14 protein-coding genes are annotated in these 13424 nt (G+C 61.9%); 9 read left to right on the top strand and 5 right to left on the bottom strand.

Annotated features, from left to right (window positions below; genetic code table 11):
* The 9 genes from BLW71_RS28790 to BLW71_RS28830 all read left to right on the top strand — a co-directional run bounded on the left by BLW71_RS28790 (position 1) and on the right by BLW71_RS28830 (position 8809).
* Complete coding sequence (locus BLW71_RS28790; RefSeq protein ID WP_091804936.1) at positions 1 to 207, top strand: hypothetical protein; 207 nt, start codon at positions 1 to 3, stop codon at positions 205 to 207.
* Between the two features lie 20 nt (positions 208 to 227).
* Positions 228 to 1319: a Flp pilus assembly protein CpaB gene (cpaB, locus tag BLW71_RS28795; protein WP_091804939.1), complete on the top strand. Its 1092-nt coding sequence runs from the start codon at positions 228 to 230 to the stop codon at positions 1317 to 1319.
* Between the two features lie 24 nt (positions 1320 to 1343).
* The gene (locus BLW71_RS28800; protein ID WP_091804942.1) at positions 1344 to 3107 is read left to right on the top strand and encodes a type II and III secretion system protein family protein; all 1764 of its coding nucleotides are present in this window, start codon (positions 1344 to 1346) and stop codon (positions 3105 to 3107) included.
* A 22-nt stretch (positions 3108 to 3129) separates the two neighbouring features.
* Entirely contained in the window at positions 3130 to 5031 is a 1902-nt protein-coding gene (locus tag BLW71_RS28805) for a TadA family conjugal transfer-associated ATPase (protein ID WP_091804946.1), read from the top strand.
* A gap of 10 nt (positions 5032 to 5041) precedes the next feature.
* The gene (locus tag BLW71_RS28810) at positions 5042 to 5890 is read left to right on the top strand and encodes a type II secretion system F family protein (protein WP_091804949.1); all 849 of its coding nucleotides are present in this window, start codon (positions 5042 to 5044) and stop codon (positions 5888 to 5890) included.
* 3 nt (positions 5891 to 5893) lie between these two features.
* Positions 5894 to 6775 (top strand): type II secretion system F family protein, encoded by an 882-nt coding sequence (locus BLW71_RS28815; RefSeq protein WP_091804952.1) that lies wholly within the window; start codon positions 5894 to 5896, stop codon positions 6773 to 6775.
* Entirely contained in the window at positions 6772 to 7122 is a 351-nt protein-coding gene (locus BLW71_RS28820; RefSeq protein ID WP_091804955.1) for a DUF192 domain-containing protein, read from the top strand. Before BLW71_RS28815 ends, BLW71_RS28820 begins: the two co-directional genes overlap by 4 nt.
* An 89-nt stretch (positions 7123 to 7211) precedes the next feature.
* A complete protein-coding gene (locus BLW71_RS28825) occupies positions 7212 to 7955 on the top strand; it encodes a TadE family protein (RefSeq protein WP_177205195.1) in 744 nt (247 codons plus the stop codon).
* 62 nt (positions 7956 to 8017) lie between these two features.
* A complete protein-coding gene (locus BLW71_RS28830; protein ID WP_286162145.1) occupies positions 8018 to 8809 on the top strand; it encodes a lytic transglycosylase domain-containing protein in 792 nt (263 codons plus the stop codon).
* 35 nt (positions 8810 to 8844) lie between these two features.
* Here BLW71_RS28830 and BLW71_RS28835 read toward each other — a convergent pair whose 3' ends face one another.
* The 5 genes from BLW71_RS28835 to BLW71_RS28855 form a co-directional block, all read right to left on the bottom strand.
* Complete coding sequence (locus BLW71_RS28835) at positions 8845 to 9231, bottom strand: Hpt domain-containing protein (protein ID WP_091804962.1); 387 nt, start codon at positions 9229 to 9231, stop codon at positions 8845 to 8847.
* Positions 9228 to 9869, bottom strand: a complete 642-nt coding sequence (locus tag BLW71_RS28840; protein WP_091805042.1) for a response regulator transcription factor — start codon at positions 9867 to 9869, stop codon at positions 9228 to 9230. The genes BLW71_RS28835 and BLW71_RS28840 overlap by 4 nt, the downstream gene beginning before the upstream one ends.
* Before the next feature lie 191 nt (positions 9870 to 10060).
* Positions 10061 to 11128 (bottom strand): OmpA family protein, encoded by a 1068-nt coding sequence (locus tag BLW71_RS28845; protein ID WP_091805046.1) that lies wholly within the window; start codon positions 11126 to 11128, stop codon positions 10061 to 10063.
* A gap of 152 nt (positions 11129 to 11280) precedes the next feature.
* Positions 11281 to 12120 (bottom strand): ABC transporter permease, encoded by an 840-nt coding sequence (locus BLW71_RS28850; RefSeq protein ID WP_091805049.1) that lies wholly within the window; start codon positions 12118 to 12120, stop codon positions 11281 to 11283.
* A 15-nt stretch (positions 12121 to 12135) separates the two neighbouring features.
* Positions 12136 to 13404, bottom strand: a complete 1269-nt coding sequence (locus tag BLW71_RS28855) for an ABC transporter permease (RefSeq protein ID WP_177205196.1) — start codon at positions 13402 to 13404, stop codon at positions 12136 to 12138.
* Positions 13405 to 13424 lie beyond the last annotated feature (20 nt).

Genomic DNA, 13424 nt, shown 5'->3' on the forward strand with positions numbered 1-13424 from the left:
ATGTCAAAAGCAGAACGTCTTTCTTCCTTTGCGACGCAGCGCAGCCGGCAGCGTGGCCAGGCTTACGCGGAGTATCTCGTGGTCACCTCTGTTCTTGCCGGGGCGTTGCTGCTGGCGGATACCAACTCCATAGCGCCGTTCGCTGCTCTCGTCTCGAGCCTTAAGTCGTTCTTCAGCGCCTACAGCTTCACCCTTTCGCTTCCCTGACCCGCAACGGTCAATTTGTCATGCTTAAGAAAATAAAACTCCGCTCACTTCTCGCGAATTCATGGGTACTGCTGTTTCTCGCCGTATTGGTTGCGGGTGGGCTCACGTTCCTCCTCTACAAATACCTCAACGACCGCGAGAAAAAACTCAAGGCGGACCTGGACGCGCACCGCGTGCGCGCAGGCGTGGTAGTCGTGGTTCCGGCGCAGGATGTTCCTGTCGGCACGCCTTTGTCCAGCGGCGACTTCGTCGCGCGCGAGATTTCCGGCGATCTGGTCTATGACGACACGATCCGCGCGGACAACTTCGACCAATACCGCACGTCGCATCTCGTGAAACCGGTACGCCGCGGCCTGCCTTTGCGCGCCGGCGACATCGACGCGTTGCGTGGCCGCGATTTTTCCGACGTCCTGCGACCCGGTACGCGCGCGCTCACGGTGGAAATCGACACGGTCAACTCCACGGCTCTGTTGCTTCGTCCCGGCAATCGTGTCGACGTGTACTGGGTCGGCAAGGTCTTCCATCAGGATCGCGCCTCGGATGAAAAGAAAGTGGCGCAACTGGTCATGCCCAACGTGCTGGTTCTCGCGACCGGCGAGGACATGCGCCCGCGCGACGCGGGCGAGGCCGCCCAGCAGGATCAGGCGAACGCCAACAGCAGCGCCATGAGCCGGCAGGCGGGCATGGGCTACACCACGGTCACGCTGGAAGTGCCGGTAGACGACGTCCCGCGCGTCGCCCTTGCGCAGAAGATCGGCGGTTTGCGACTGATCTTGCGCAATTCGGACGACAAAGGCGCGGACGGCCCGTCCCTGGTTCAGGAAAGCGACGTGTTCATCGACCCGGCCCGCGGACGCGTCACCGGCGGCACGGGCCCCGCGCCCCAAACGGTCGAAGTGATTTCGGGCGGCGGTGCGAATAGCACTAACGTGCTCGTCTCCCAAGGCCCGTCGAGCGCATCCGCCCAGCAACCGCAAGCGGCCGCGCCGGCCGATGCAGGCCAGCCGGCGCCCGCTTCGCCGCAGCGTCAGCCGAGCCTGTATGAGCAGGCCAACGCCATTGCCCAACAACTGCAGAAGGCCGCTGCGCCCGGCACGTCGAAGCAGAACTAAAGTACTGAGCCCAGGTTTCACACCATGAAAGTCAAAAACAATGCGGCGCAATGGCGCCGCCGGGTCCTGCCGTCTGTCCTCGCCGGCATGTTGTTGTGCGAGGCCGCCCCGGCGGCGCTCGCCCAGACAGGGTCAACCGCAGCCATGGACAGCGCGTCGGCGAGCACCCGTGTGCTCGAAATGTTTCGTGGCGAAGTGCGCATCCTGCATATTCCCGGCACGATCAAGCGCATTGCCATCGGCAACGGCAAGCTGCTGACCGCGAATGTAGTCGACGGCAGCCTGATGCTGCTCGGCGAGCAGGACGGCATCACGTCGCTCGTGGTGTGGAACGACAAGGGCATTGCGTTGCAGACCACGGTGCGCATCGCCAAAGCGGAAGTGAACGCTTCGCTGGAACAGTTGCGGGCCGTGCTCAAGTCCGTCGCGGGGCTGCGTATCGACGCAATCGGTTCGAATATCGTGCTGTCGGGCGTCGTTCACCGCGACATGGCGGGCATCGTCAAGGCGGCTACGCAAGAGATGAAGAACGTGGTCGACACGACCACGGTCGACGAAGGCGACGCGTTGCGCAAGACCGTCCACTTCAAGGTGCAGATCATGGAAGTGACCCGCACCGGCCAGCGCAATCTCGGTATTGCGTGGGACAGCGCCTTCAAGGGTCCACAGATCGGCGGCGCCGCGAGCGTCGCAACGGGCGCCGCCAAAGCCATCACGGCGGGCACGAGCTACTTTCTTGCCGGCATCGCCTCGAACATCACCTCGCAAATCAACTTCGCGGTGGAGAACGGCGACGCGTACGTTCTCGCCGCGCCCGAGCTCAATACGAAGAGCGGCGGGACGGCGAGCTTTCTGGCGGGCGGCCAGGTGCCGATTCCTCAGTCAGGCGCGCTCGGCACGACCAGCATTGAATACAAGGACTACGGTATCAAGCTGAGCATCGTTCCCGTTGTCGACGCGAACAACATCATCTCCGCGCATCTCACCACGGAGATCAGTCAGATCGACCCCTCGGTGACATACGCCGGCATGCCAGGCTTCCTGACACGCAACACGAGTTCCGACATTTCCATGCGAGCCGGCGAAACGCTGGCCATTTCCGGGCTGGTCAGCGCGGACGCCGCCAACGATTCCAATGGCATGCCCTTTCTCAGCCAGGTGCCGATCATCGGGCAGCTGTTCCGCTCGGACAGCTTCCGTGCGAAGAAAAGCGATCTCGTGATTTTCGTGACGCCGGTCATTTCGGATCCCGATCTTTCGCCCAATACGGATTTGCTCGCGCGTGCCGATAAGCTCGACGAGAACTTCCGCAAAGAGTATGGCAATACCGACCCGCTTGTCGCGGACGACGACAAGGCGAAACATGTCACCACGCCGCGTCAGCCGATCGGGGCCACGTCCGCGCTTCTTCCCACGCCTATCCGCAGCACGCCGCAAGTACCGGCGATGCCGCAGGCGAGCGCATCAGTCGGGGCTGGCGTTGAAGGTCCAGCGCAGATGCAGGTTCCGGTGTCACGTCAAACATCAGCCCGGATTTCGTCGCAGATCCCAGCCCCGGCAACGGAACAAGTCCCGGTTCAGGCTCCGGCCAAGACACAGGCCGCCAGCGCGCCGGCTCAACTGCCGCCGGCCAGCATGCCGCCAGCCGGCGTCGCCGAAGCGCTGCGTATGTTGAACGACACACAGCAGCATCCGCAAGCCGTGCCGACACATGACGCCGTGCAACCCGCTTCGAACGGCAAGGTGCCGCAGCAGCAAATCGGCGTGCTCGGCACGTCGAACAACTGAACGGACTTCGCGGAGAAGCATCATGCTCAATCTTCAGGTACACGCGCGAAATGCGCCCGTTCGCGCACTACAGGTCGAACAGGGTTGCACGATCGGCAAGGACGCGAGTTGCGACGTGATCGTCAAGGGCATGCTGATCGGCAAGCTGCAGGCGCGCATCGTCAGAGAACACAACGCTTATTACATCGAAGACCAGGGCGGCATCGCGGCCACGCTCGTCAACGGTTCGCCGATCACCCGTTATGGCCCGTTGACCGAGGCGGATCAGATTGAAATCGGCGTGACGACGATCAGGATCGTTCGTGCCGCGGTCGCGACGCCGCCAGCGCATCAAGTGGTTGAGCAAGGGCAACAGGCGCAGCAGCCGGTTGCGGCGGGTCATGCCGACCAGAGCGCGCCGCCAGCCCCGTTGCCGCTGCAAGCTCATGCATTGGCGCATAGGGAGCCCTCGTTTGCCGTTACGGCTCCGGTGTCTTCGTCGTCACAGCCTTCTTATGCGCACAACGTCGCGACCGCCGGCCAACCCACGCCCGCGCGGCACGAGAATCTGCCTACGCCGAAGCAGCCCGCAGCCGAAGCCCCGCTGCGCATGCAACCCGCCCAGGCGAAGAAGACCGCCGCGGCGGCGTTGCCGGTTGCGCCGATCAACAGTCCGCTCGGTATCGAACTGCGCAAACAGGCGCACATGAAGGTGATCGCGGCACTCGACCTGCGTCGCCTGAATGTTGCGCGTATGGAAGAGGACGAATTGCGTAAGACTGTCGGCGCGGCGCTCGACGACATTCTGAATCACGACCCCAGCTTCCGGACAGCGGACATTCCGCTCGGCGACCTGAAGAAGAGTGTGTTTGATGAAATCATCGGACTCGGGCCGCTCGAGGAGCTGATCGCCGATCCGACGGTGTCGGAAATCATGGTCAATTGCCACAACGAGATTTTCATCGAGCAGAACGGCCAGCTCACCCGTTCGCCCGTGATCTTCACCGACGACCGCGCGGTGCTCGGCGCAATCGAACGGATCGTCGCGCCTATCGGCCGCCGTATCGACGAAAGCTCGCCAATGGTCGACGCCCGGCTCGCCGACGGCTCACGGGTCAACGCCGTGATTCCTCCGCTCGCGCTGAAAGGCCCCAGCATCACGATCCGGAAGTTCTCCAGGCAGAAACTCGGCGGCGAAGACCTGATCAGGTTCGGCTCGATGTCGGCCAGCATGCTGGAGTTCCTGCACACGGCCGTCAAGCAGGGCGCCAACATTGTCATTTCGGGCGGCACGGGCTCGGGCAAGACCACCTTGCTGAACGTGCTGTCGAGCTACATTCCCGACGACGAGCGCATCGTCACCGTGGAAGACGCCGCGGAACTTCAACTCTCGCAACCGAACCTCGTCTCGCTCGAAGCACGCCCCGCGAACATGGAGGGCAAAGGCGCCGTCCCGATACGCGATCTGGTGAAAAACTGCCTGCGGATGCGTCCGGACCGGATCGTGATCGGCGAGTGCCGCGGCGGCGAAGCGCTGGACATGTTGCAGGCCATGAACACGGGCCACGACGGTTCGCTCACCACCGCCCACGCGAACACGCCGCGCGACTGTATTGCGCGTCTCGAAGTGATGACGCTCATGGCGGGTCTCGATCTTCCGGTGCAGGCCATTCGCGAACAGATCTGCTCCGCTGTCGACATCATCGTGCAACAGTCGCGGTTCTCCTGCGGCTCGCGCCGCGTCACGCACGTCACCGAAGTAAGTGGCATGGAATCGGGCGTGATCACGTTGCAAGACGTGTTCGTGTTCAAGGAGGAAGGTTTCAGCGAGCACGGCAAGATTCAGGGCAAATTCGTCCCCACGGCCTATGTGCCCGATTTCTATCAGGAGCTGATTCGCAGGCGCATCCCGGTGAATACCGACATCTTCACGCGCGCCGAATGAGCGCTTCGTCATGAGCCTTCCCATTATTCTTGCGCTGGCGTTCTTCAGCACCCTGTTCCTGATATTTCTGCTCTCGCGCATGGGCACGTCCACTATCAGGGCCGGCTCGCGCCAGATGGCGGGCGAAATCGAGTCGTCGCTCGCCGACGCCTTCGTGTTCGTCAACCGCCAGAAAGCCGCGACGTGGAGCATGGTTGTCATGGTCGGCTTGCCGGCCATTGTCTTGGTGTTCAGCCATAGCATCCTGTTGGCGCTGGCGTCGGTGCCACTCGCCATGATGCTGCCGAAGAAGTACTTCAAGCGCATGCGCAAGAAGCGGATCGAAGCGCTGGAAAAACAGCTGCCGGATGCGCTGCTGATGATGTCCGGCGCGCTGCGTGCCGGCGCGAGCTTTCCCTCCGCGCTCGAGGCAGTCGTCTACGAGACGACGCCGCCTATTTCCCAGGAATTCGACCTGTTGATGCGGGAAATCCGTCTCGGCATCGATCTCGACATCGCCATGCGCAACCTCGAAAAGCGCATGCCGATTCCCGACTTGCTGATGATGACCGCGGCCGTCACGATCGCGCGTGAAGTGGGCGGCAATCTCGCTGAGGCGCTCGAGTCCGTTGCGCGCACCTTGCGCGAGAAGCTGCAGATGGAAGGCAAGATCAGGGCACTGACATCGCAAGGCCGCATGCAAGGCATCGTGATGACCTGTCTGCCGCTCTTTCTGATGCTGGTATTGCGCTTCATGGAAGCCAAGGCCATGGCGCCGCTTTTCAACGAGCCGGTCGGCTGGGCCACGTTGGCGGTCATCGGGGTGATGGAGCTCCTCGGCTACATCTGGATTACCAAGATCACCAACATCGACGTGTGACCTATGCTGCTATTCATTGCCTTTATGGTCAGCTTCGGCTTGATCGTATTTATCGCCGTCGGCTGCAAGTCGCTCAACGGCCTAGCCGGCGCCGTGCCCGAAGAGGACCGCATCTTCCTCGACCCATTGCCGAAATCGCTTCGTCCGCTGTGGCCACTCGTCAATTTTGTGGTTCACCATTTCGGCAACTCGTTCAGCGCAAAGCTGGTGGAAAAGACCGATCTGCAATTGCGGCTCACCTCGCTCACATTCCTGATGAACGCGCGCCAGTTCATCGCGTTGTCGATTATCGCTTCGGTTCTGGCGTCGCTCGTTACGCTGTTGCTGATGCTGTTGGTAGGCTGGTTCTCGCTGCTGGTGATGATTTCCGTCGCCGTCCTCGGCTACTTCTATCCGCGCATCTGGACGCGCAACGTGCGCCGCCGTCGCGTCGGTCAGATTCTCAAACATCTGCCGATCTATCTCGACTTTCTGACGCTCGCCGTCGAAGCCGGCCTCAATATCAACGGTGCAATTCAGAAGGCCGTTGAAAAAGGCCCGGAAGGTCCGTTGCGCCGGGAGCTCGAACACGTGCTGCGTGACCTCAAGTCCGGCCTGAACCGCATGGAGGCGCTGCGCCGACTCGACGACCGGTTGCGCATCAAGGAAGTCACGAATCTGGTGGGCACCGTCGTGCAAGCGGAACGAATGGGTTCAGGGCTCGCGAAGTCGTTGCGCTTCCAGTCCGAACAGCGCCGCTCGGAACGCTTCCAGCGGGCCGAAAAACAGGCGATGGAAGCGCCCGTGAAACTCGTGTTCCCGCTGCTGGCGTTCTTTTTTCCCATCACGTTCATTGTGCTGGGATTCCCGATCGCGATGAAGTTCGTCCAGGAGGGTTTGCTGTGAAGTCAGCACGCCTTCTCGTTCGTGGACGCGACATCGGCATCGAAGTGTCGATCACCGAGACCGCGGGGGAACGCATGCGCGGTCTGCTGGGGCGCGCCGCGCTCGCGTCCGGCGAGGCGCTGCTACTCAATCGTTGCGGATCGGTCCACACCTTCGGCATGCGCTTTGCCATCGACGTGGTGTTTCTCGACCGGCAGCAGCGCGTGGTCGCGATCCATCACTGCGTCCCCAAGCGGCGCATGGTGTTCAGCCTGCGCGCGAGCCACACCCTGGAAATGTCGGCCGACTCGGCGCGCCGGCATGGACTGGCTATCGGCGACCCACTTGTATTCGAGGCGACCTCGTGAAACGTCCATCCTTAAATTCGTTGCGGATTCCGAGCCGCCACACGAGACTGATCGGCAATGCACGCGGGACCACGCAGTCGGGTCAGTCGATGACAGAATTCATCATCGTCGCACCCGCTCTGCTGTTCGTCTGTTTTGGCATTCTGCAGTTCGTGCTGCTCTATCAGGCGAAGTCGACGCTGGACGTGGCCGTTCTGGAGGCCGCGCGCGAAGGCGCGGTCAACCACGGCTCGATGCAGTCCATGCGCAGCGGTCTCGCACGCGGACTAGCGCCCATTTACGTGCATCACGCAAGCGCCGACGGCGTCGCAGCGGCGCTCGCGAGCGCGCAAGCCGACGCCACCAGATTCAGCAGCATCACCGTGCTCAACCCGACTCCCGCGGCCATTCAGGACTATTCGCGACCGCGCTACTATGCGGACCAGGCGGCGACCTATTCGGAGATACCCAACGACTCGCTGATGTATCGCGATTCCTCCGTACCACCGGGTGCAACGTCGCACATGAACATCCAGGACGCCAACCTGCTGAAAATTCATGTGCACTACTGCTACAACATGTACGTGCCCGTGGTGAACAAAGTGATCTATTACGCCACCAACGTGATCGGCACGATCGGTGCGGGAGGCATTCTGACTCGTGAGCCGGCCAACTTGAGTCAGGATCCGTACGGCGATCCGCAACAGGGTGACTATCTCTGCAAGACCAAACTCGCTGACGGTATCGCGACTGGCCACTGGCCGATCGCGCTCGATTCTGAGGCGATGGTGCGTATGCAGTCGCCGCTTAGGGCATCCGCATTGAACGACGCTCCGAACCCGACGGGCAATTGATGTCGCATCACGTTGAGGACGAACTACCTGCGTTGCGAGGCCCAAGGGCAAAGGGATGCAGCATGACGCCGAGCCGTGCACTGCTGCTCGGCGGCCTGATCGCCGCGAGTGCGTGTGTGCCGCTCGGAGCCAAGGCCGCCGACGTCACCGCCACCGCCACCACCACCACCGCGCACGAACGTCGCTCGACTGGCGTGGTCATGATGATTGGTGGAATGACACGCGGCGAAGATGCCATCGCGCCGCCGGCGCGCGCGGCAACGGTCGCACCCGTTGCGGCATCCGGCGACGCCGGCGCGCAGTCTGTCGTGCTCCAGCCAGGCAGCGTGGCATGGAACGACGCGGCACGGCAAATCTCCGCTTCGGCCGCTTCGCGTGTCATGGCACTTTCGCCGATCATCAGCGAAGCCGCCCACGCCGCCGATGTGGACAGCGCGCTGCTGATGGCGGTCATCGAGGTGGAGTCCGGTGGCAATCCGCTAGCCGTGTCGCCCAAGGGCGCAACAGGTCTCATGCAGTTGATGCCCGCCACGGGCGCGCAGCACGGCGCGTCCAATCTGTTTGATCCGCGCCAGAACATCGCGGCCGGAGCACGCTACCTGAAAGAACTGATGCGCCAGTTCGGCGGCCTTCCGCTTGCCTTGGCGGCATACAACGCAGGTGAAGGTGCCGTACAAAGATACGGCGGACAGATACCGCCGTATGCGGAAACCATGGCTTACGTGCCCAAAGTGATCGCGCGATACCGGTGGTATCGGGACGCCTCGTCTTCTCCCGGACCGGCATTGGTGCAAGCGGTCTCCAGCGGCACTCGGGGACGCTTTCTCCTGGTGGGCTCCGGCGGCGCCGACTGAACGTAACCTGGCGAAGAAGCGCTCCCGAATCCCCGCTAGTCGGTACTGGTCAGCGCTTTTCCGATCGACGTGTCGAACTCTCCAAGCGCGTCGGCCACACGCGGCAGCAGTGCCGTTGCGAGCACGATATCGCGCTTACGCGCCGCCGCTTCCAGCCGCGTCAGCAGCGTGATCCCCTCGTGGCATTCGAGCATACGCGCCGATCCCGCAATCCGATGTGCCGCGCTGCCCACGCTATCCCATGAAGCCGCCCTGAAACTGTCATGCAACGCGGCGAGCGACGTTCGATTGGTCTGCGCGATCATTTCGAGCAGACGCCGAGCGGTGACCTGGTCGCCACCCGCCAGTTCCAGCGCTTTCTGCCGGAACATGGAAGGGTCGCCGGCAGGCACGACCTGGTTTGTCGCACCAGTGACTTTCATTGCACGGAGGCGATCCGGCAACGCCGCGCCAGATCGATGAGTTCAACGAGCGATTTGACACCGAGCTTTTGCATGATGCGCGTCTTGTGGCTGCTGACGGTTTTGTTGCTGATGAACAAGGCATCTCCAATCGCCTTGTTCGACATGCCTTTCGAGAGCATCTGCAGTATCACGAGTTCTTTATCCGACAGCAGTCCGATCCTTTGCTCTTCCCCGCCGGCACCAGCGGCCGCCGCTATGCCGGCTCCGTTGGCCGCCACGGGGAACACGGTATAGCCGGCCAGCACCGCCTCCACGCCGCGCATGATCTCTTTCATTTCCTGCGACTTGCCCACGAAACCGTGGACGCCCGAGCGCATTGCGCGCGGCGCGAACGTGGCCGGGTCGTGGCCCGACAACACCATCACTCGAATGGGTGGATGAACGAGCCTGAGACGCGGAATCACATCGAGCCCACTAATGCGCGGAATGTCGAGATCCAGTATGGCGAGTTCCGGGGTGTGCACCCGGGCCATCTCCACGGCGGTCTGGCCGTTGTCGGCCTCGATCACTTCTTCCACGCCGAGCAATTGCATGAGCTGCATTTTGATGACCATACGGAACGCCGGATGGTCATCGATAACCAGAATAGTTGACATATCTCCTAATCCTTCTGAACACGCGTTGCGACGCCGATTGTTGTCAGCGTCAAGCTTGAGAACGCACGTATGTGTGCGGGCACAATTGCCCGTGGCGAATGGTGGTACGACACGGACTCGTCGAAACGATCGACCTTCTGCGCGCTGTTGTTCGCACGCCGGAACGCAGGATCGTGTTAGCTGCAAGGGCACTAGGAACGCGCCGAGACAAGTTCGATCTCGACGCGGCGATTGGGCGCGAGGCATCGCCTCAAGGCATCACGCCGGGTCTGCCGGCAATCGACCAGCGGGTCCGCACTGCCTCTGCCCAGCGCGGTCATCGGCAAGCTCACGCCATGCGCTCGCAGATATCGCTCGACCGTGCGCGCACGTCGCAACGACAAGCCAAGGTTGTATGACTTGTCGCCGAGGCGGTCGGCGTAGCCGGTGATCTTCAGCGCGTGCAATGCGGGAACGTCTCTAAGGTCTGTCGCCACGTCATCAAGCTGGCGCTTGCCGGCAGGCAAGATGGCGGCTTCTTCGCCGCCGTTGGAGCGGAAAAGCGAATCGGCCTTTAGTGTGATCTTTTGCGGCGACTTTGCAGCAGAGGCAGCAGCCGTTGGCGGGGTTGGTATTGGCTGCCCGCATTGCAGAGCCCGTTGCGCCGATTGGCGCAAGTTGTCCTGTACCTCCGGCAAGCGCTTCTCGGCGTTGGTGAAGCTGCGGCGCCATGCGTCATGCCCGGCTTGCATCAGTTCGACTTCAGCGCATGCGAGCGGCAGCTGCGCCGGCGGACATGAAGCGACGGCGGGATCCGACTTGATGGTATTGACGATTTTCCACAGATCGGGGCGCACCGTGGACACCGTGCGCAGGGCGGGATTGGCTGCGGATAACGGCGTGCCATTCTCCAGACTGAGCGTGATCGTGGCCGCCTGGCCGATCGCTTCTTCGACGAAGCCCCAGTGGTCGTTAGCTTGGTGCGCCTGTTTGGCGGCAGTGATCCAGCATTGCGCCTTGGCGTGAAAATAGCCGTTCTTGTCGCCCGGCAACCGATCGAGCCGCGCTTGCAGACTGGTCAGCGCCGCACTACTGCTTGCGATGGGTGCGTAGGTGCTGACCCATTGCGCGTTGACCGCGCCTGCGGCTTCGTCTTGCGTGGCGCCGAAGCCGGTTTGCAGCAACGTGGCATCCTGGATGCCGAGCCGTTCACGCGCGGCGTGGTCCGCGCAGGCTGTCAAGGCCAGCGCGCACACAAGCACCGTTAGCTGGTGTTTCATTGATTCTCTGCGACGAGCGCATCTTCTTATCGACGGCTACGAGTATGAAGAGACGCTGATACGCAGGGAATGGGAACAATCTTAGAATATCGTCTGAAATTTGTTGCGCATCATGCGATGCGAACAACAACACGTTGCCGTTCGCATTGCATTCAGGCCTTGACCGCCCGTGCTGCGTTTCGCCCACGCAGCCACTCGAGCGCCAGCAACAGGCTGGTCGAGAACACAATCAGAATTGTCGCCAGCGCCGCGATAGTCGGGCTGATGTTTTCCCGAATGCCGGTGAACATCTGACGGGGCAACGTAGTCTGATCCGCGCCCGCAAGGAACAGTGTCACGACGACTTCGTCGAATGAAGTCGCGAATGCGAACAGTGCACCCGAAATCACGCCCGGCGCGATCACCGGCAACGTGATGCGGAAAAACGTCTTCAACGGATTCGCGCCAAGCGACAAACTCGCCCGCACCAGGTTGTAATTGAACCCCTGCAACGTCGCCGCGACCGTCGTCACGACAAAGGGCACACCGAGCGACGCATGCGCGAGAATCAGCCCGATGTACGTATTGGCCAGCCCGAGCGGCGCAAAGAACAGATACATGCCCACGCCGACCACCACCACCGGCACGATCATCGGCGAGATCAGGATCGCCATGAGCAAGCCTTTGCCGCGGAAATTCGCTTTGGTCAGTCCGATTGCCGCGAGCGTGCCGAGCACGGTTGCGACCACCGTCGCCGAAGGCGCGACGATAAAGCTGTTCTTGGCGGCCATGCGCCATTCATCGGATGCGATCAGGTTCTGATACCAGCGCAGCGACCAGCCCGGAATTGGATACACCAGGAACGTGCTCGACGAAAACGAGAGCGGCACGATCGCCAGCACGGGCAAGATGAGATACAGCAACGTCAGCACGGCAAGACCGCGCAGCGCGAAATACCAGACGCGCTCGACCCATGACGTATGCGGGGCGAACAATGGCTTGGCAAGTTTCATCGCAATAAACTCCGTTCAGCCGAGGCTCAGTGACGAACGCGTGAAGCGCCCGTAAATGACATACAGCACGAGTGTGGCGGCGAGCAGCAGACCGCCGAGCGCGCACGCCATGCCCCAGTTGATCGTCACGTTGGTGTAGTACGCAACGTAGTAGCTGACCATCTGATCGTTCGGTCCGCCGAGCAAGGCCGGCGTGATGTAGTAGCCGATTGCCAGAATGAAGACCAGCAGCGCACCCGCGCCGATGCCCGGATAGGTCTGCGGCACATACACGCGCCAGAATGCGGCGAACGGATGGCTGCCGAGCGAGACCGCGGCGCGCTGATAGGTCGGCGGGATCGACTTCATCACGCTATAGAGCGGCAGGATCATGAACGGCAGCAGAATATGCGTCATCGAAATGTAGACGCCGGTGCGGTTGAACAGCAGCGACAGCGGGTCATGCAACAGCCCGCTGCCGATCAACGCTTTGTTCACCAGCCCCTCGCTTTGCAGAATCACGATCCATGCTGCCACGCGCACGAGGATCGAGGTCCAGAATGGAATCAGCACGAGAATCATCACCAGATTCGCGCGACGTTCGGGCAGCGTGGAAATCCAGTATGCAAGCGGGTAGCCGAGCAACAGCGCGAAGACCGTTACCGCGGCGCCGATAACAAAGGTGCGGCTGAACACGGCCAAGTAGATCTGTTGATCGGGATCGGTCGGGATGATGTGGCCAAACGCGTCCTGTTTGTGATCCAGTGAAGCAAGCAAATAGAACGGCGAATACGCGCCGGAGTTTTTGGCTATTGCTTGCCAGTACGTAATGTCGTTCCAGCGTTCGTCCAGTTCGACGAATTTGGCGTGGACCTGGGCGGGCGTCAGCTGCAAGGGTTTGCTGTTGTCGTCGACGAACGGCATTGCGTGCGCGGATTTGGCAATCAGCGAGCGATAACCCGGAATCTCGACGTTCAGGCGTCGCGCGAGTGCGCCCATGCCGTCGCTGTCGGCGACTGCGGCGAGGTCGACGGCCAGGGCAGTATAGGCGGCGTCTGGTGGCGTGCTCTTGCGATCCCAGGCGCTCAACGCCGCGAGGGTATGCGGCAGCGCGTTGACCACTTCGGGATTCTGCGCGGCACGCGTGAGCAGCGCGCCGATTGGCACGACAAAGATCAGCAGCAGAAAGATCGCGAGCGGCGCGATCAGCAGCAGGGCCATGGCCCGCTTTCTGGATTCCGCGGCCTTCAGCTCGCGCTTGAGCCGGCCACTTGATTCAGGCGTCGAATCGGCAGCAATGGTCATCGAGGTCAAACCCGTCTCCT

The sequence above is a fragment of the Burkholderia sp. WP9 genome (genome assembly GCF_900104795.1).
GTDB lineage: Bacteria > Pseudomonadota > Gammaproteobacteria > Burkholderiales > Burkholderiaceae > Paraburkholderia.

Excerpts from the sequence above, each read along its gene's own strand:
- BLW71_RS28790 (WP_091804936.1), top strand. The coding sequence starts at position 1 with ATGTCAAAAGCAGAACGTCTTTCTTCCTTTGCGACGCAGCGCAGCCGG.
- cpaB (WP_091804939.1), top strand. The coding sequence starts at position 228 with ATGCTTAAGAAAATAAAACTCCGCTCACTTCTCGCGAATTCATGGGTA.
- BLW71_RS28800 (WP_091804942.1), top strand. The coding sequence starts at position 1,344 with ATGAAAGTCAAAAACAATGCGGCGCAATGGCGCCGCCGGGTCCTGCCG.
- BLW71_RS28805 (WP_091804946.1), top strand. The coding sequence starts at position 3,130 with ATGCTCAATCTTCAGGTACACGCGCGAAATGCGCCCGTTCGCGCACTA.
- BLW71_RS28810 (WP_091804949.1), top strand. The coding sequence starts at position 5,042 with ATGAGCCTTCCCATTATTCTTGCGCTGGCGTTCTTCAGCACCCTGTTC.
- BLW71_RS28815 (WP_091804952.1), top strand. The coding sequence starts at position 5,894 with ATGCTGCTATTCATTGCCTTTATGGTCAGCTTCGGCTTGATCGTATTT.
- BLW71_RS28825 (WP_177205195.1), top strand. The coding sequence starts at position 7,212 with ATGACAGAATTCATCATCGTCGCACCCGCTCTGCTGTTCGTCTGTTTT.
- BLW71_RS28830 (WP_286162145.1), top strand. The coding sequence starts at position 8,018 with ATGACGCCGAGCCGTGCACTGCTGCTCGGCGGCCTGATCGCCGCGAGT.
- BLW71_RS28835 (WP_091804962.1), bottom strand. The coding sequence starts at position 9,231 with ATGAAAGTCACTGGTGCGACAAACCAGGTCGTGCCTGCCGGCGACCCT.
- BLW71_RS28840 (WP_091805042.1), bottom strand. The coding sequence starts at position 9,869 with ATGTCAACTATTCTGGTTATCGATGACCATCCGGCGTTCCGTATGGTC.
- BLW71_RS28845 (WP_091805046.1), bottom strand. The coding sequence starts at position 11,128 with ATGAAACACCAGCTAACGGTGCTTGTGTGCGCGCTGGCCTTGACAGCC.
- BLW71_RS28850 (WP_091805049.1), bottom strand. The coding sequence starts at position 12,120 with ATGAAACTTGCCAAGCCATTGTTCGCCCCGCATACGTCATGGGTCGAG.
- BLW71_RS28855 (WP_177205196.1), bottom strand. The coding sequence starts at position 13,404 with ATGACCATTGCTGCCGATTCGACGCCTGAATCAAGTGGCCGGCTCAAG.